The 17,769-nt window shown below is 43.1% G+C and carries 17 protein-coding genes; 3 read left to right on the forward strand and 14 right to left on the reverse strand.

Features of this window, described 5'->3' with window-relative positions:
* Positions 1–69: 69 nt before the first annotated feature.
* Entirely contained in the window at positions 70–1,281 is a 1,212-nt protein-coding gene (locus BMZ78_RS08620) for an endonuclease Q family protein (RefSeq protein WP_245739794.1), read from the reverse strand.
* Entirely contained in the window at positions 1,251–1,799 is a 549-nt protein-coding gene (locus BMZ78_RS08625; protein WP_093229775.1) for an NUDIX hydrolase, read from the reverse strand. The genes BMZ78_RS08620 and BMZ78_RS08625 overlap by 31 nt, the downstream gene beginning before the upstream one ends.
* 227 nt (positions 1,800–2,026) lie before the next feature.
* Here BMZ78_RS08625 and mciZ point away from each other — a divergent pair, with 227 nt between their 5' ends.
* Positions 2,027–2,206 (forward strand): Z-ring formation inhibitor MciZ, encoded by a 180-nt coding sequence (gene mciZ, locus BMZ78_RS08630; protein ID WP_093229587.1) that lies wholly within the window; start codon positions 2,027–2,029, stop codon positions 2,204–2,206.
* A gap of 160 nt (positions 2,207–2,366) precedes the next feature.
* Here mciZ and BMZ78_RS08635 read toward each other — a convergent pair whose 3' ends face one another.
* From BMZ78_RS08635 to BMZ78_RS08675, 8 genes are all read right to left on the reverse strand, one after another.
* Positions 2,367–3,893 (reverse strand): tripartite tricarboxylate transporter permease, encoded by a 1,527-nt coding sequence (locus BMZ78_RS08635; protein ID WP_093229589.1) that lies wholly within the window; start codon positions 3,891–3,893, stop codon positions 2,367–2,369.
* Positions 3,894–3,944: 51 nt separating this feature from the next.
* On the reverse strand, positions 3,945–4,391 hold the full coding sequence (locus tag BMZ78_RS08640) for a tripartite tricarboxylate transporter TctB family protein (RefSeq protein ID WP_093229590.1): 447 nt from the start codon (positions 4,389–4,391) through the stop codon (positions 3,945–3,947).
* 103 nt (positions 4,392–4,494) lie between these two features.
* Entirely contained in the window at positions 4,495–5,505 is a 1,011-nt protein-coding gene (locus BMZ78_RS08645) for a tripartite tricarboxylate transporter substrate binding protein (protein ID WP_093229592.1), read from the reverse strand.
* A 143-nt stretch (positions 5,506–5,648) separates the two neighbouring features.
* Complete coding sequence (locus BMZ78_RS08650; protein ID WP_093229593.1) at positions 5,649–6,341, reverse strand: response regulator; 693 nt, start codon at positions 6,339–6,341, stop codon at positions 5,649–5,651.
* Positions 6,334–7,971: an ATP-binding protein gene (locus tag BMZ78_RS08655; RefSeq protein WP_425263925.1), complete on the reverse strand. Its 1,638-nt coding sequence runs from the start codon at positions 7,969–7,971 to the stop codon at positions 6,334–6,336. The genes BMZ78_RS08650 and BMZ78_RS08655 overlap by 8 nt, the downstream gene beginning before the upstream one ends.
* Positions 7,972–8,174: 203 nt before the next feature.
* Positions 8,175–9,338 carry a M20/M25/M40 family metallo-hydrolase gene (locus BMZ78_RS08660; RefSeq protein ID WP_093229595.1) on the reverse strand — a complete coding sequence of 388 codons (1,164 nt, stop codon included), beginning with the start codon at positions 9,336–9,338 and terminating at the stop codon, positions 8,175–8,177.
* A gap of 294 nt (positions 9,339–9,632) precedes the next feature.
* On the reverse strand, positions 9,633–10,325 hold the full coding sequence (locus tag BMZ78_RS08665) for a DUF421 domain-containing protein (RefSeq protein WP_175482373.1): 693 nt from the start codon (positions 10,323–10,325) through the stop codon (positions 9,633–9,635).
* 366 nt (positions 10,326–10,691) lie between these two features.
* Positions 10,692–12,233 carry an acyl-CoA carboxylase subunit beta gene (locus tag BMZ78_RS08675; protein ID WP_093229778.1) on the reverse strand — a complete coding sequence of 514 codons (1,542 nt, stop codon included), beginning with the start codon at positions 12,231–12,233 and terminating at the stop codon, positions 10,692–10,694.
* A gap of 566 nt (positions 12,234–12,799) precedes the next feature.
* Between BMZ78_RS08675 and BMZ78_RS08680 the strand changes: the two genes are divergently transcribed.
* Entirely contained in the window at positions 12,800–12,985 is a 186-nt protein-coding gene (locus tag BMZ78_RS08680) for a hypothetical protein (protein ID WP_093229599.1), read from the forward strand.
* Between the two features lie 112 nt (positions 12,986–13,097).
* On the forward strand, positions 13,098–13,868 hold the full coding sequence (locus tag BMZ78_RS08685) for a class I SAM-dependent methyltransferase (protein WP_093229601.1): 771 nt from the start codon (positions 13,098–13,100) through the stop codon (positions 13,866–13,868).
* A 144-nt stretch (positions 13,869–14,012) separates the two neighbouring features.
* On the opposite strand, the gene BMZ78_RS08690 is transcribed toward BMZ78_RS08685, so the two are convergent.
* From BMZ78_RS08690 to BMZ78_RS08705, 4 genes are all read right to left on the reverse strand, one after another.
* Complete coding sequence (locus tag BMZ78_RS08690; RefSeq protein ID WP_093229602.1) at positions 14,013–14,204, reverse strand: DUF4177 domain-containing protein; 192 nt, start codon at positions 14,202–14,204, stop codon at positions 14,013–14,015.
* Between the two features lie 157 nt (positions 14,205–14,361).
* On the reverse strand, positions 14,362–15,006 hold the full coding sequence (gene lipB, locus BMZ78_RS08695) for a lipoyl(octanoyl) transferase LipB (protein WP_093229604.1): 645 nt from the start codon (positions 15,004–15,006) through the stop codon (positions 14,362–14,364).
* A 300-nt stretch (positions 15,007–15,306) separates the two neighbouring features.
* A complete protein-coding gene (locus BMZ78_RS08700) occupies positions 15,307–16,614 on the reverse strand; it encodes a dihydrolipoamide acetyltransferase family protein (protein ID WP_093229605.1) in 1,308 nt (435 codons plus the stop codon).
* A gap of 168 nt (positions 16,615–16,782) precedes the next feature.
* The gene (locus BMZ78_RS08705) at positions 16,783–17,766 is read right to left on the reverse strand and encodes an alpha-ketoacid dehydrogenase subunit beta (protein WP_093229607.1); all 984 of its coding nucleotides are present in this window, start codon (positions 17,764–17,766) and stop codon (positions 16,783–16,785) included.
* Between the last annotated feature and the right edge of the window lie 3 nt (positions 17,767–17,769).

A 17,769-nucleotide genomic window follows, 5' to 3' on the forward strand; every position in this document is an offset into this window, starting at 1 on the left:
GCCCCTTTCTGGAATGGTGTCGATCTATGGATCATCAACACTTTTGCCTTCATCCATTTTTGCTCTTCTTCATGTATTCTTTGCTTGCTTGACCTTTCCGTAAGTACCTCCGCCACCTTCTTCAAACTCCAAACGTTGTTCCCTGGCTAATCCAATATGATAGGCAATCTGTTCATTGGCTACTTTGGCAATATCCTCTAACGAAGCATGATGTAAAATATTCATTTCAGTTCCAAATGCTTCTAACAGTTTTTCTAACATTTTCTTTCCCAGTTTAGGAATATACTCCAGCGGAACTTGATGAATATAGGGCGGGCGATGATCTGGATGAGACATTTCCTGATCTGCCAACTCCATAATCCGATCCCGTACCCCTTTCACTTGTTTCTCACTGCCACAGTAGGGGCATCGAGTCACTTCCGGATCGATGGGCCACAACTCTTCACACTTCAGACAACGTGTCCGATAATATTTCCCCAGTCGTGGATTCAATCCATAGTTGGCCACCACTTTCCGGCCATCCTGCCTCATCAAGGCCCTCATTAACTCTTGAAAACTCGCTTCTTTCACCCATAGTTCATTATACTCCCGTCCAATTTTGGGAATGGAGTGTGCGTCCGAATTGGTTACAAAGGTGAAAGAATGCAGCTCAGATAAACAGTCAGCCAGGTCACTGTCTGAACTGAGTCCCAATTCCACTCCGGCAACACAGTCTGTATCAAACAATTGACTCAATCGATCTGTGGCACTTCCATATACGCTTTTAAAGGGAGTAAATACATGGGCAGGAATGATTAAACCTTCCAACTCCATCACTTTTTCCTGCAAAGCGGAGACAGGCCGATACAACCGTTGTGTACTCAGCTGAACATTTTTCATATACTTTGCCAGCCACTCCGTAAATGAAATCATATGGGACAAAGTCGGCAGAAAAACCAAAACATGACATGCGCCCATGCCTGGTTCCTTGATTTCAATTTCTGTTCCCAAAATACAAGTTGTATGCTGGTAAACAATTCCTCCGTCGGGATGTTCCCGAAATAACCCTGATTGCAATCCTTCCAGAATCTCGTATTGCACGGGTGGTGAATGAGCGTCAATAATGCCGATCATCTGCAAGCCTTTACGATGGTAAGATTCACGTATAATTTGATCAAAAGTCATATTTCTGGCTGCAGTTATTTTGACAGGCAGGTTATTTTTGGTACGCCCGATATGAATATGCAAGTCAGCAAAAATCGATTGAAGTGTCATTGTGCCTTCATCTCTTGTACCTGCCATAAATAAATGGCTGCAATTGTTTTGGCATCACAAATATCTCCACTGGCAATTCGAGCCAGACACTCATCCAAACTCCATTCGACTCGCTCTACAAATTCATCCTGATCCGGCTTCATCTGACCTTTTTTCAATCCTTCAGCCTGGTATAAATGCAAGATTTCATTGGCAAATCCTGGTGATGTATAAAAAGAAACGACATGTTTCAACGTTTCCGCCTGGTACCCTGTCTCTTCTTCCAGCTCGCGCTGTGCACAGCTTATTGGATCTTCTCCTTCTTCAAGTTTTCCTGCAGGGAGTTCAAAAATCGTTTTTTCAAGCGGCTTGCGAAATTGGCGTACGAGGACAAGCTTTCTTTCTGGTGTAATGGCCATGATACCCACAGCCCCTGGATGTTTCACAAGCTCTCGTAACGCTACCTTTCCATTTGGGAGTTTGACCTGATCTACCTGTACTTGAATGATTTTCCCTTTAAATACCATCTCTGTTGCAATGGTTTTCTCTGTAAAATCCTTCAACATGATCCACCTCGTATCCGTTTCTTTGTTGACTTCCATACACTTGTGGTAAGGTAGACTCCTTTTACCATTGATTGCCACTGATATAAAAATTTCGCTCGTCTCTCTTATTATAGCTTACTTCGGCGTGACATGAGTTAATATCTCGTTTCATTCTTGCGTATGCATATTTATAACAGTGACAAAATATAGAAACAGGCTTATGAACACGAAATATTTGGAGGTAAACCATGCAGATTCACTTTGGGGCATCCAACTGCCTGTTAGTCGGTAAAGCTTGGGAGATTCGATCCCGATTACGCGAATGGGCGAGACATCCCCTCACGGTGCAAGAATTTTTGTCACGACAGCCGTCCGTATATTTATCAAAAACGAATGAACATACGATTTATTCCCATGACAGGCCATAACAAAAAAATGACTTTCACTGATCCAACCAGGCGCATATCCAGATCAGCAACAGCCACTCTCATGACTCGATCTATATCAAAAAGAAAGACGCATGGCATTTCCCCATGCGTCTTTCTTTAACCACATATGCCATTGACAACTTTCCTAAAAAACCCCGCTTTAACCTTCTTCATTCACCAACACTTTCTTACCACGCCATTTGAGGATCAGTGGAATCAGGATCCAACACGCAGCAATGACTAAAAAGAGAAGAGAGATCGGGTGAGTGACAAAGATACTCCAGTCGCCACCTGTGGCTGTTAAGGCACGACGCATATTGTTTTCAATCATGGGTCCCAGGACAAGCCCCAAAACCAAAGGAGCCAGCGGGAAATCATTTTTTGCGAGAAGATATCCCATCAAACCGCAAACAATCAAGAGAAAGAGGTCAAATGTGTTCACTTGTACAGCGTAAACACCAAAAAAGGAAATGGCTATAATGATTGGAAGCAAATATTTGGATGGTGTATCAATGATCTTGGCAAATATTTTTACCAACGGCATATTCAGGATCAATAACATCAGATTGCCAATAAACATACTCGCAATCAGTCCCCAGGCAACTTGTGGATGTTCGTCAAACAACAGAGGACCGGGCTGTACATTATACATGATTAAAGCACCCATTAAGATGGCTGTGGTTCCTGAACCGGGGATCCCTAATGTTAACATCGGAATCATGGCTCCCCCAGAAGCCGCATTGTTGGCAGATTCGGGTGCTGCAACTCCTTCAATTGCACCTTTACCGAATTTCTCCGGATGACGACTGATTCTTTTCTCCATCATGTAAGAAAAAAAGGAAGCCAACGTTGCTCCTGCCCCAGGTAAAACACCGATAAAGAATCCCAATAAAGAACCACGTGCGATTGGAGCTGCGCTTTGTTTCAGATCCTGTTTGGAGGGATAGATTTTTCCGACTTTGGCAATGGTCCCCTCATTTTTTTCTTTTTCTAAAATCGCTTTAAATACTTCCCCTAAAGCAAATAAACCAACCGCAATCGTCAAAAACTCGAGTCCCTGATAAAGAACAGGGGAGTCAAAAGTAAACCGTGCCACTCCAGACACATTATCGACACCAATCGTTCCTAACAATAAACCAAATACGGTCATTATCAAGGCCTTGGTCATCGAATGACCTGCCAATCCGCTTACGGCACACAATCCCAAAACCATCAGTGAAAAATATTCGGCAGGCCCAAACTTTAAGGCCAAATTCGATAAGGGTTCAGCCAGAAAGACGAGTGCCACTAATGATACAATTCCAGCCACAAATGAACCAATGGCTGCAATCGACAAGGCTGCTCCTGCCCGTCCTTGTCTGGCCATCTGATATCCATCCAATGTCGTGACAACGGATGAAGATTCACCAGGCGTATTCAACAAAATCGAAGTGGTTGACCCTCCATACATCGCCCCATAATACACGCCTGCCAAAAGAATAATCGCACTCGCTGCTGCTTCCTCTGCAGACGAGCCAGCTGTCAAAGTGGATGTAACGGGAATGAGCAGAGCAACGCCGCTCATCGGCCCTATCCCCGGCAATACCCCAACCGCTGTTCCGATTAAAACGCCGACAAAGGCATAAATCAAATTTTGCCATTGCAGCGCCACCAAAAATCCATTGTACAAATATTCCCATACACTCATCTCTTTCACCACCTTCATCCATCCACTGTGCTGATCAGTTCCGTTCCGATTTTAAAAGGGGAAGGACGGTAACGTTCCTTTCAATATGTTCACATAGAGGTAATAGACACCGACAGAAAAAGCGGCTGCAAGGATGATACTGAGCCACCATTTTCCTCTTTCCATCGTCTGAAAGGCGACAACCAAAAAGAGAAAAGTGGTCAGGACATAACCCAATGTCTCCATCAATAGTGCATATAACAGTGCAGAAAATAAAATGATGGCAAAGCGTTTGATATCAAGTGTTTTGCCTTCCTGTTTTTCTTTTGGATAACGAAAAGTTTCAAAAATCAACCGAATACTTAGCAAAATCAGCAAAATACCCAATCCCATCGGGAAAAGATCAGGTCCTACCCCGCTTCCGTATGCTGTCGATGACAGCTTACGGCTTTCGACAATGAAAAAAACACCCACTAAAATAAATAGAATACTGGCGATCCGATCAAAGCTGCGACTCACATTCTCGCCTCCTGTCTAAAAGTCACTCGCTTGGAAAAACTCCGCTCATGCATGGCTACGTAGCTTTTAAAACAGGAGAAGAATATCTTCTCCCCTCTTCTTTTTATTTATTCATTCCCAATGCTTTGAGTAGAGTGAGAACCTGTTCCTCTTGCTTCTTTAAGAAGGCTGTAAAATCAACAGAGCCCCGATATTCACTCACCCATCCTTTTGCTTCCAGCTCCTTTTTCCACTCTTCTTTTTCCGAAAGGGCTTTTAGCTTTTCTTCCCAATATTTCTTCGCTTCATCAGGCATTTCTTTCGGACCAAACACACCACGCCAGATGATAAAATCCGCATCTTTCATGCCGAGTTCTTTCAAAGTAGGTACATCCTTGAATTCACCTGGAAGTCTCTGAGGGGCAGTTACAGCCAACACTCTGACTTTTCCGGATTTTTTGTATTCCACTACACCTGAAACATCTGTGGCAATGATATCCGCATTGCCACCGAGCAAAGCGGCCATTGCTTCGCCCCCGCCATCATAAGACACATATTTCAGTTTCTTGATATCTACCCCTGATTTAAAGGCAGGAAGTACAGCGATCAGATGATCCATGGAACCTGGAGCAGATCCGCCAGCCAACGTATATTTCTGCGGATTGGCCTTAAGCTCTTTCAGGGCAGATGGTAAATCCTTGATCGGCGAATCGTTTTTCACTACAATCGCTCCATAGTCTTTCGTCAGCTGGGCAAGAGGCGTTACATCCTTAATCCCAAATGGGCTGTTTCCTTCTTTTTTCAGATTGTTAATGATAATAGGTGGTGAATTCACAAAAAGCTTGTACGGATTTTTCTTGTCTTGTGTTGCATATTCAGCCAAAAAGACAGCTCCACCCCCACCCGGCTTGTTTTCGACTGTAAGCGGCTGATTGACCAATTTGGTGTCTTGCAATACTTTGGTGATCGAACGAGCTGTTTGATCCCAACCGCCTCCAGCACCAGACGGTGCGACTACTGTGATGGGTTTTTCAGGATATCCTTTCCCACTATTGCCAAAATTGGGCTTTTGACTACAGGCAGCCAGACCTAATGCCAGTACACCGGGTAAAAGAATGGCAGATAACTTTTTCAAATGAACTCCCTCCTTAATTGATAACGCTTACATAAAAAAGACAGGCATCACTCCTGTCTTCTACTGTAACGAAATTAACAAACAAAATAAATTTTTACAAATAAAAATAATAAAATACATAATTCACATTTTGTTCATTTTGTTCACAAAGAAGTCATGGGATAATAGCGACGTTCAGGCCGACCGATCGAGCCATAGGACAAGTCTGCCTTTAACCGTTTGATCGAAACCAGATATTCCAGATAACGTCTGGCGGTTGTCCGACTGGCTCCCATTTGGACTCCGACCTGTTCCGCTGTAATCCCTTGTGTTTCATAGTCGCTCACAATTTGTACGACTTTCTCCAATGTGATCGGGTCAATTCCTTTGGGAAGAGATGGACCATATGGTGTTTCGGTTATTTCTTCTTTACTCCACAGGATTTGATCCAGTAGCTTTTGATCCAATTGATGATGTTTGGACAAAGTGGTTAGATATTGTCGATATTTTTCCATACTTCTTTTAAACCGTTCAAATAATACAGGTTTTACCAAATAATCAAATACACCGCCACGAATGGATTCTTGAACTGTTTCAATCTCTCCGCCTGCTGTGATCATAATAATGTCTGTATGCTTGTATCGCTGACGAATGTGCCAGACTAACTCCACCCCTTTCATATCCGGCAAATAAACGTCCAACAATACCAGTTGCGGTTGCATCACTTCTAGATACTCTTTGGCTTCTTCTCCTGTATTGGCCACACCGACCACTCGATATCCCTCGATTTTTTCCACAAAACGGCGATTAATCTCCGCCACACGTATATCATCTTCTACAATTAATACATCAATCATCTATTTCCACCTCTCGTTTTGGTAATGCGATGGAAAAAATCGCTCCTCCCCACTCTCCCTTTTCGATTAAAACCGTTCCTCCGAGTTCAGTCGTCAACTGTTTCACCCTCGCCAAACCAAATCCTCTCTTTTCTCCATTCGTTCCTTTTTTAGTGGAAAATCCTTGACGAAAAATGTGAGGAATCCATTTCTCATCAATTCCCGGACCGCTATCCTCAACCTCAAACCACAAAGTATCGTCCCTGTCAGCAATGAATAATCGAACTCTTCTGTCCCTTTCTTCATTTTCCTGTACCGCTTCAAAAGCATTGGTCACCAAGTTGCCCAAAATCGACACAATCGCGGAATGGGGAATATGCTCCGGAATTTTCTCCATCCTGCTTTCCCGATCAATGATAAAATCGATTTTCAGCTCCCGCGCCCGATTGTAAAAGCCGATGAGAATGGCCCCCATCCACGGATCAGCAAATTTTTCCATGACCCAAGTCACATGATCCTCATGAAGCGCGGCTTCTTTCGTAATTAATTCAATGGCTTCCTGGTATGATTCGAGTTGAATCAAACCGGAAATGGTATAAAGCGTATTCTTGAACTCATGCGTTTGGGCTCTTAATGCCTCCACATATTGCTTAACTTGTGACAGTTCTTGATTTAATTGATCCATCTCTGATTTTAGCCGAAAACTTGCCACTACTCCAATCACTTGATTTTCTTCATTTCGAATCGGCAAACGATTCACCACAATCTCTCTGCCATTTAAATGCATCTCCCGATCCAACTCAGCTTCTCCAGAGTTTAAGACTTCTAGCATACGTGTATGCGGTAACAAGGCTTGGACCGGTTTTCCCACCGCACAATCCTGTGCAGGAAGATCCAAAATGTCCAGAGCTGATTGATTCACTAAAGAAATGATACCTTGGTGATCAATTACCAAAATGCCCTCACGCACCGATTCAATGACAGCATTCCGCTCTTTGTAAAGGGCTGAGATTTCTTCCGGTTCCAAACCAAATATCTGCCGCTTGATATGTTTGGCAAGCGCAAATGATCCCATTATACCAATTACAAACAAAATAAGGGCAATCAATGCAATCTGTTTTAAGTAAGTCTTGGCCATTTCCTGAATATCACTGAGCAGAAATCCGACAGAAACAACTCCCACAATTTCTCCCTGTTCACTGATCACAGGTACCTTTCCCCTTACTGCTGGCCCCAGACTCCCTACCGCTTTGGATATATACGAATCTCCTTTCATTAATGCAGGTGCATTATCACCTCCAACCATTTTCTTACCGAGTCGATCCGGCAAAGGATGCGAGTACCGAATTCCTTGTCTGTTCCCTACCACAATATATTCAGCTCCCGTTTTTTGCCGGATTTTTTCGGCAATGGGTTGAATGATTTTCCATGGTTCCCTGGTATGAAAAGCTTGACGCAATTCAGGAATTTCAGCAACGGCTTGTGCTACACTCAAGGCTCTTTTGCCTACATGATCTTCCGTGTGATTGACCAGCATGAAGTAAAAAGTACTTCCCAAAAAAATAACGATACATAGCAGCAAAAGTGTAAACCAGCCAATCATCCGCCACTCGAGTGGCCAGTTTTTTGAGCCAAAACCGTATTTTTTCATGATGTTTCGCAATTCAACTCCTTTTCTCGATCTCCATCTCTTCATCCATGAAAAAAGCGACACCACTGATTCGTGAATGTCGCCTTTATGTACAGCATGGTCTTATTGCGATTTGGTATTCTGTCTGTTTTTCCAACACTGACCAGAGCCATTCCCAGAACACCAAATCGCTCATTGACTGCACTCCAATGAAATCATGCCCATTATTTCAGAACAGCTTCCAATTCACGTGCAGTAGCCACTTGTCCGGTTTTTGCACATTCTTCTACGAGCGCTACGACCAATTCAGCTGCTTTATATAGCTCCGTGATCGGCATACGTTCATTCGTGGTATGAATATTTTCATAGCCAATGCCCAAGTTTACGGTTGGAATTCCGTAATTTGCAATAACATTGGCATCACTTCCGCCACCACTCGCTCCGATTTTTGGTTTCCGTCCCACTTTTTTCACTGCGGCTGCCGCTTTTTGTACCACCAGATCCGATTCATCAAATTTAAATCCATGATAGAGCATTTCTACTTCGACTACTGCTTCTCCACCCATTTCTTTTGCCGTCTCTTCAAAAGCACGTACCATTCGTTTGATTTGAGCTTCCAGTTTCTTTTCATCCCGGCTACGTGCCTCGGCCAAAATTTCAACATAATTTGGGACAATATTGGTAGCTGTTCCGCCCTGGAAGCGACCAATATTCGCAGTGGTTTCAAAGTCAATACGTCCCAGTGGCATTTTGGCAATCGCCCGGCTGGCAATTTGAATGGCGCTTACACCATCTTCTGGATTTACCCCTGCATGAGCCGATTTGCCATGAATGGAAGCTTTTATTTTCGCTTGTGCCGGAGCCGAAGCAATAATTTCTCCGACTGGTCCATCGGAATCAAAGGCAAATCCAAATTCGGCTTGAATGAGTGATCTGTCCAGATGGCGTGCTCCTTTCAAGCCAGATTCCTCACCGATGGTAAAAATCAGCTGAATCGTTCCATGCGGAATCCGTTGCTCCTTTATTACCCGAATTCCCTCGAGGATCGCTGCCAATCCTGCCTTATCATCGCTACCTAGAATCGTGGTTCCATCGGAAACTACAAAATCTCCCTGAATCGAAGGTTTTACGCCAACTCCTGGTGTAACTGTATCCATATGGGCTGTAAAGTAGATGGCAGGTGCATCTGCGATATCTCCAGGCAAAGTGGCAATCAGGTTTCCAGCTTCGTGCCCTGTCGCTGAAGCGGCTCCATCCTCTACTACATCCAGGCCCAAATCCGCTAATTTTTTCTTAAGCAAATCACAAATCTCCCGTTCATAACCCGTCTCACTATCCGTCTGTACCAACTCCAAAAATTCATTCAATATACGTTGTTTATTAATCATGGTGATTCCTCCATATATCTCCAGCTATATTAATATATTCTACTACTACATGACCAAACTGTTCAATTGTCATGTATGGACTTCCATATTTATTTACTTTTACCAATTAAGAAAAAGCTCCTTCTGCAATTTGCTCAAGCTTTTTTCTGCCAGTTTTACATAGCGCTGTGTCATATGGATACATGCATGTCCATCCTCTTGCCGCATGGATCTAAAAACAGAACAAAAAACCGAGCACCTTATAGAAGGTCTCGGTTCGCCTGGTTTCATAATAAACCGTTCGTTTGAAAGAAGTTATTTATTTATATGATCTTCATATAAGTCTATATACAGTTGATTATTTGAACCCAGTACCATATAGTTAACATCTTTCTGTTTTAATTTTCGCTTATGCAATTCTTTTTCCAACCACTCCATCGTCAAATTTCTGTTGGTCAAATTTTCGACAATAATTTCTCCGTCTACAATCAATTCTGCAGGAAATGAACTGTTTGATGTTTTTAATGATAAATCTTTTCGAGTCACTGGAAGATACATGGGTTTCTTTAAAACGGATAATCCCCCGTCCATTTCCAGTATCGCGCATTCCACTTCATTGATATCAAAGATATCTTTTCTTCTTAAACTTTCATTAAGGACTTCCAGGCTCATATTTATTTTAGACAGATTTTTTTCCAGAATTTTTCCTTTATCGATGAGTATCACCGGTTCTCCAATAATCCATTTTTTTAACGTACGGCTTTTTAATGCGAGATATGACAACAGAACGGCAAGGGCACTGAACAGTACGAAAGAAACCGCTAAATTAAAAGCATTCAGTTTCGTATCAAAAGCAAGATTCCCTGCAATCGACCCTAAAGTAATACTCACGAAATAGTGCGTGTATGTCAGACGAGAAATGGCCTGTTTTCCAATGACATGAGTACTTAGGAGGAGTAAGAAAACAGAGAAGATCGTTCTTAAAATGGCTTCGATTAGGTCAGACATCATTTTCCCTCATAGTATGGCAAATTTTTATTTGTTGCCAATGGCGTTTTTACTATTGTTGCCAAAAAGGGATTGAAATTAACCTCATTCCAAATTTAAACGGTTCGACTGGCATCACCCATGATTTATTCAAGCTTTTCCAGCTTTTATGTAACCTTTCTTTTTTCCATCCGATAGCATGGGAATGAAGCAATTCTTTATGCCCTGTTTCACGCCAAGATGAGTGATCACGAGGGCTCCGTATAAAAACGCCAACGGAACCACGAACCATATTCTCACCCTTTCTAACCATGCTATGGATCAAGAAAGGGGAATCGTACCGATTAGGCAAAAGGATGCAAATCCCGTTTAGATGAAAAGGCACTTTTATAGCGGAATATTGCCATGTTTCTTTGGCGGTCGGTTTTCCCGTTTATTACGCAACATCTCTAAAGCACTTTTCAATTTTTGGCGTGTTTCGCGCGGGTCGATCACATCATCCACCATTCCCATCGCTGCCGCCACGTATGGGTTGGCGAATTTCTCTTTATATTCCTCAATTTTTGCTCTTCGTGTTTCCTCAGGATTTTCACTTTCTTCAATTTCACGACGAAAAATGATATTCGCTGCTCCATCCGGCCCCATGACTGCTATTTCCGCACTCGGCCAAGCGAACACCAGATCTGCACCAATCGCCTTGCTATTGAGAGCTACATATGCACCACCAAAGGCTTTGCGAGTAATCACAGAAATCTTTGGAACGGTCGCTTCCGAATAAGCATACAAGATCTTAGCACCATGTCGGATAATCCCACGATGTTCCTGATTGACTCCCGGTAAAAATCCAGTGACATCGACAAAGGTAATGAGGGGAATATTGAAGCAATCACAGAAGCGAATAAAACGGCTCACTTTGTCGGAAGAGTCAATATCAAGCACTCCTGCCATAAATTTTGGCTGATTCGCCACAATTCCTACGGTGTGTCCCGCAATCCGTCCAAAGCCGATGACAATGTTTTTGGCAAATTTCTCATGCACTTCCATGAAATCGCCGTTATCCACGATTAATTCAATCAGTCGATGAACATCATACACCTTGGTTCCCTCTACTGGAACTGCATCCGCTATCTCTTCAATCCACCCATCATCTTCTTTGCAATAGACCCGTGGCGAATTTTCCGTATTATTTTGTGGCAGGAAACTGAGTAAACGCCGGACTTGCTCTAACACATCGGATTCCGTAGGAGCAGTAAAATGGACATTTCCGCTCACACTCGCATGCACTTTGGCGCCACCCAAATCTTCGGCACTGATTTTTTCTTTGGTTACCGCTTCAATCACTTTCGGGCCTGTAATAAACATTTGACTCGTATCTTCCACCATAAAAACAAAATCTGTAATCGCCGGAGAGTAAACAGCTCCTCCTGCACAAGGACCCATGATCACGGAAATTTGGGGAATTACGCCAGAGTAAATCGCATTTCGATAGAAAATATGTCCATATCCATCCAATGAAACAACTCCTTCCTGAATTCGAGCACCACCTGAATCATTCAGTCCAATAATGGGTGCACCATTTTTTGCTGCCAGATCCATAATACGTGCAATTTTAAGAGCATGCATTTCTCCCAGGGCTCCACCAAACACCGTAAAATCTTGTGCAAACACATAAACCAAACGGCCATGTATCTTTCCATATCCGGTGACTACTCCTTCGCCTGGGGCTTCCACCAGATCCATACCAAAGTGAGTAGCCCGGTGTTCTACAAATGGATTGAGTTCCACAAAGGTGTCCTCATCCAGCAGCAATTGAATACGCTCACGGGCGGTTAATTTTCCACGCTCATGCTGTGCCCGAATCCGAAGTTCGCCACCTCCCTGCTCTACTTTTTCTCTGCGACGTCTGAGTTCTTCGATTTTTTCCATCATATCCATATTTTTTTACTCCTTTCTTTGGTTCATAGGTTCGCATAATTCAAGCAAAAACCCAATATATCTCGATACCACGGGATCGCATTTTCCAAACACTTAACAAGGAAACAGCTGAATTTATCTGCAAAGCGCTAAAAGATAGGAGAGAAAGTGATCGTTTATCCCTCCCGGCCTAAAACACTTTCACTTCCTAATATAACAAATAATTTTGCTTTTGCCTTTCCTGAATAATAGACCGACATTTCTGGATATAATCATTGGAGATATCCTATGAAACTGGTCGCATCCCCACAATACAAAAAATCGACATGGTTTGTTTATGGACAAATTCCCATCCTGTCAGCTACAATAGTTGTTTGAGGTGAGGCGTATTGAAGCCAAAATGGGTGAAGATTATTACTTTTGTGGTTCTACTCACATTCTTGTTTACTTCTCTGATTAGTGGAGCCGTTTTTTTGTTACAATAATCTTCAAGACGCTGTTTTTTGATGGCAAAATGCATTATACTGTTTAATGGAGTTTGTGAACGACTAGACATATTCAGAAATTGGAGGGTATGTATCATGTCAGAACTCGGTCATTACATGGAACCGATTCTTGTGGTCTGCACACTACTTGCAATCTGGGGAACTCTTTATAACAAGAAAACTGGAAACAAACCTGGCTTTATCATCGGTGGTATACTAACCCTCGGTATGATTGGGATTACAGCTTTGGCACTTTATGATTTATTTGTTGGACTGCAATAATGTCCAAGAAAGGCTTTTATCTCTACATAGATGAAAGCCTTTTTTTGCGCCTTGTTCCCCTTTTAGATCATCCATATCAAAAATCTTTTAAAAACAATTTAGGAGGAACTGCATGAGCCAACCGTCATCAAATGATGAGCGATTCCATTCAAAGGTTTGGGAAGAGGATGATACACAAGTATTTTTGGAGATGGGAGAGTTGTTTACTCCTCGTCGTACAGAGATCAGAGAGTCTATCATTCGTATGATACCGAAAAAGAAAGAGGATGCTTTTGTTGCCGTGGATATCGGATGTGGTCAAGGATGGTTAAGCGAAGCTGTCCTGCGTCAGTTTCCCCATGCAGAAGTCATTGCCCTCGATGGCTCAGAACAGATGCTGAACCGAGCACAGCAACTCCTGGAAAAGTACCAGGAACGTGTCTCTTTTCAAAAATTTCGGTTGGAGAATCCAAACTGGATATCTTCTCTTTCAAAATCTGTGGATTGCTTTTTGAGCTCTTTAGTCATCCACCATCTAAATGACCAGGAAAAACGTGTTCTTTTCAAACAGCTGTATCAATCCCTCAATCCAAATGGTGTCTTGCTGATCGCGGATCTCGTTCGCCCACGAAGCGATTGGCAACGAAACTATTGGGAATTTGCATGGGAAGAGGAGGTTAAACGGCAATCCATCGAAAAATTCGGTGATTTACGGGGGTATGATGCGTTCATCAAGGAAGAATGGAATCTGTATCGTCACCCCGATGATCCCGTCGATAAGCCTTCAAGTTTGTATGATCAACTGCAATGGCTTACGGAAGCCGGTTTTCAGGGAGTCGATGTGTTCTGGTTGAAGGCTGGCCATGCAGTTTTCGGTGGATTCAAATATTTCAATCAGGATTAACCATTGGCCGATTTTGCCGCCATTCCCCAAGAAATGAAAAAATGACTTGAGACACCACTTAGGGAACTCAAGTCATTTCGCATTTAAGCAGGAATTTAAATCATATGCCAAAATCAATCTTTCTAGCCTACCTGACAGTTTCTTTCAGTCAGTTTGTATTTTTCTTTCAAAAATAAGATCAATCGAACGTACAATACCTCCATTTTGTATATGTTGGAGTATATTATTTAAACGCCATCCATCTTTTGCATGTTTTATGATAATTTCTTGATAATCCTTTTTCGTCTTGCCACTTATAAAACTCGACTCAACTGTAACAAACTTATATTCATACATATAATCTCTCCTCTATTACACATGTAACTAATTTTAATTTTATCGCAATATTCGATTAAATAGAAGGGCACGAAGAATGGTTTTACCACCATCCGTCCAAGACTTAACAATAACCAAACATGCAGGATGGCACAGCCGCCACATTGTCTGGCGGCTATCATCCAAATACTTTTTCAAAACCTTTGACAATCTGTTCCATCACTTCATCCATATCCACTTTTCTACCCAAAATTTGCTCCAGGGAAGTGACTCCATACTCTGTAATTCCACACGGAATTATCGTCTGAAAATACCGCAAATCCGTATTCACGTTTAGAGCAAAGCCATGACTGGTTATATATCCCCGGCGCTTACGTCCACGATTGAATTTGACTCCAATTGCGGCAATCTTCCTGTCTTCTACCCAGACACCGGTATATGCTTCTTTTCTACCGGCTTCAATTCCCCAATGCTTTAATGCCTGGATCATCGCTTCTTCCAAATCACGAAGATATTTCCTGGCATCATTTCCTTTTTCACCCAGATAAAACAGCGGATAGCCTACCAATTGTCCCGGGCCATGATAGGTAACATCTCCTCCACGGTCAATTTCAACTACTTCAATTCCTTGTGCCTGATATTGATGAGGTGAAAGTAACAAATTTTGCTGGTGCGCCCCTCTTCCAAGCGTAACCGTATGAGGATGTTCCAATAACAACAATTGATCGGGCAGATGCTCCTGATCGATGCGCTGAACCCATTTTTTCTGTAGATCCCATGCTTCCTGGTAAGAAACAAGCCCCAGTTTCTGTACAATAAACAATCAAATCCCTCCAAACAAAAAGCATCCCAAAAGGATGCAGAGACTATCCTTTAAATATGGATACGTTACTCCCACGCTTCGGGATGGATTCCTTCCTTCGTGACGACTTCTGTACCATCACGGCCACTCCGTAAGGAACCCATCCCTCCGCTTTATTGAAAACAGAACACCTTTTTCATCCCTCCGATGGTGTTGTCCTGCAACATGAGGGTCTGTCGAAAAACGATTGACGGGATTCCAGCTGAAGAATCCCTGTCATTTGCCAATATCATCAGCACCTCAAAAGGATGCTGCACCTTCCTAAATTTGTGTATCCGGCCCAAAAGCTTCCAAACGCTCTTTAACGCGTTTCAAAAATTTCCCTGCCATCAGTCCATCTAAAATACGGTGATCAATGGACATACATAAATTGATCTGATCACGAATGGCAATCGCATCCTCTTTCACAACAGGCCGCTTCACAATGGACTCAAAAGATAAAATAGCCGCTTGTGGGTAGTTAATAATCGGTGAAGAAGCGATTGAGCCAAATGCCCCTGTATTATTGACTGTAAATGTTCCACCCTGCAAGTCGTTCAGCTCCAATTTGCCTTCTCTTGTCTTTTTGGCCAAACGATGTACTTCTTTGGCTAATCCCAAAATGCTCTTCTCATCAGCATCATGAATCACAGGAACAAAAAGTGCATCTTCTGTTGCTACAGCCAAGGAAATATTAATACGCTTCTTCAAAATAATTTTATCGCCAGCCCATACAGAATTCAAATAAGGAAATTCTTTTAACGAATCAACCACTGCTTTAATAAAGAAAGGTACAAAGGTCAGACTGACCCCTTCACGTTGTTTGAACTCTTCTTTGAGCCGGTTTCGCAATTCGACGAGCCCTGTGACATCTGCTTCCATCATGAGCCAGGCATGTGGAGCTTCATGTTTGCTCATGACCATTCGCTCTGCAATGGTACGTCGCACACCCGAAACAGGTACTTCGATATCTCCTTCTTCCAATACAACTCCAGATGGTTTGGCTTTTGGCTTATCTGGTATTTGCGATTCAGCTCTGGAAGGTTCTGGGGCGCCTTTGTTCCCTTCCCGTTGAAGAGCTTGCTTTTCTTCGACAGGCTCTGTAACTGCTGGCTGAATTCCTTTTCCTTCTTCGATTACTCTCAAGACATCTTTTCGAGTGATACGTCCGCCTTTCCCGGTTCCCTGAATGTTGGTCAAGTCAATCCCATTTTCTTGAGCCAAGCGCAAAACTGCTGGCGAATAGCGATGTTTCATCGATTGATCTTCTGCAACCTCTGCATGCGTTTCTTCCTTCGCTGCTTCCTCTGTATTTTCTTCCTCTCTGGCAAGAGTTTTTTCTTCGACTGCCCCTTCTTCTGCAATCCGGGCAATCCGTTTGCCAACCTCGACCGTCTCTCCTTCATTCACCAGGATCTCCGTCAACGTGCCTGAGATCGTAGATGGTACTTCAGCCGTTACTTTATCTGTTTCCACTTCACAAATGGGTTCATATTTTGCTACCTTATCTCCAGGCTTTTTCAGCCACTTGGCAATGGTTCCTTCTGTTACACTCTCTCCCAGCTGCGGCATGAGAATATCTGTGGCCATAACATGTGTACCCCCTTAATTTGTCCATTCCACAAGAATGGGATCATCTGTCCCGAAATGATCCCTTTACATGGGCACGCGATTGGGCATATGACTCCCTTGATCCAAAGGCTCAACCCATCCCCTGATCGCTGTCTGACGAAAAACGAAAGGATGTAATCTCTATGGCTAAAACTCTGCCAGCTCCCGAATCGCCTTGGCTATTTTTTCCGGACTTGGCATAAATTCTTTTTCTAATGGTGGGCTATAGGGCATCGCTGGCACATCTGGACCGCATAAACGACGAATGGGCGCATCCAGCTCAAAAAACGCTTCTTCAGCAATGACAGCTGCCACTTCACCAGCAAACCCTCCGGTCAGGTTGTCTTCATGAATGATCAGGACTTTTCCCGTTTTTGCTACCGCCTCGATAACTGCTTCCTTGTCCAATGGGATTAATGTACGCAAATCCAACACATGAACACTGATTCCCTCTTCTGCCAATTCTTCTGCCGCTTTCAAAGCAAAATGGAGGGTAAGTCCATAGGAAATAACTGTAACATCTGTTCCTTCTCGTTTGACTTCTGCTTTTCCGATCGGGATCGTATAATCTTCTTCTGGGACTTCTTCTTTAATCAAACGATAGCAACGTTTATGCTCAAAGAAGAGAACAGGATCTTCATCACGGATGGCCGCCTTTAACAGTCCTTTGACATCATAAGGTGTTGACGGCATCACAATTTTCAAACCTGGAACGCCAGCAAATATCTTTTCTACACTTTGCGAATGATATAACGCACCATGTACCCCACCGCCATAAGGCGCTCGAATGACGAGCGGACAATTCCATGCCCCGTTGGAGCGATAACGAAGTTTAGCCGCTTCACTAACAATTTGGTTAACAGCAGGCATGATAAAATCTGCGAATTGAATCTCTGCGACGGGTCGCATCCCATACGCAGCTGCCCCAATCGCTACCCCCACAATAGCCGACTCTGTAAGGGGGGTATCCAATACACGCTTTTCTCCAAATTGTTCATATAGCCCTGCCGTAGCTCGAAACACGCCACCACGCACGCCCACATCCTCACCTAAAATAAACACACGTGCATCGCGTTCCATTTCTTCTTTCAACGCCAGGGTCACCGCATCAATATAACTTATCACCGGCATCCA

The sequence above is a fragment of the Thermoflavimicrobium dichotomicum genome, assembly GCF_900114055.1.
Classification (GTDB): Bacteria; Bacillota; Bacilli; order Thermoactinomycetales; family Thermoactinomycetaceae; genus Thermoflavimicrobium; species Thermoflavimicrobium dichotomicum.

Coding starts and splice junctions, on each gene's coding strand:
- BMZ78_RS08620 (WP_245739794.1), bottom strand. CDS start 1,281: ATGGCAGGTACAAGAGATGAAGGCACAATGACACTTCAATCGATTTTT.
- BMZ78_RS08625 (WP_093229775.1), bottom strand. CDS start 1,799: ATGTTGAAGGATTTTACAGAGAAAACCATTGCAACAGAGATGGTATTT.
- mciZ (WP_093229587.1), top strand. CDS start 2,027: ATGCAGATTCACTTTGGGGCATCCAACTGCCTGTTAGTCGGTAAAGCT.
- BMZ78_RS08635 (WP_093229589.1), bottom strand. CDS start 3,893: ATGAGTGTATGGGAATATTTGTACAATGGATTTTTGGTGGCGCTGCAA.
- BMZ78_RS08650 (WP_093229593.1), bottom strand. CDS start 6,341: ATGATTGATGTATTAATTGTAGAAGATGATATACGTGTGGCGGAGATT.
- BMZ78_RS08655 (WP_425263925.1), bottom strand. CDS start 7,971: ATGAAAAAATACGGTTTTGGCTCAAAAAACTGGCCACTCGAGTGGCGG.
- BMZ78_RS08660 (WP_093229595.1), bottom strand. CDS start 9,338: ATGATTAATAAACAACGTATATTGAATGAATTTTTGGAGTTGGTACAG.
- BMZ78_RS08665 (WP_175482373.1), bottom strand. CDS start 10,325: ATGTCTGACCTAATCGAAGCCATTTTAAGAACGATCTTCTCTGTTTTC.
- BMZ78_RS08675 (WP_093229778.1), bottom strand. CDS start 12,233: ATGATGGAAAAAATCGAAGAACTCAGACGTCGCAGAGAAAAAGTAGAG.
- BMZ78_RS08680 (WP_093229599.1), top strand. CDS start 12,800: ATGTCAGAACTCGGTCATTACATGGAACCGATTCTTGTGGTCTGCACA.
- BMZ78_RS08685 (WP_093229601.1), top strand. CDS start 13,098: ATGAGCCAACCGTCATCAAATGATGAGCGATTCCATTCAAAGGTTTGG.
- BMZ78_RS08690 (WP_093229602.1), bottom strand. CDS start 14,204: ATGTATGAATATAAGTTTGTTACAGTTGAGTCGAGTTTTATAAGTGGC.
- BMZ78_RS08700 (WP_093229605.1), bottom strand. CDS start 16,614: ATGGCCACAGATATTCTCATGCCGCAGCTGGGAGAGAGTGTAACAGAA.
- BMZ78_RS08705 (WP_093229607.1), bottom strand. CDS start 17,766: ATGCCGGTGATAAGTTATATTGATGCGGTGACCCTGGCGTTGAAAGAA.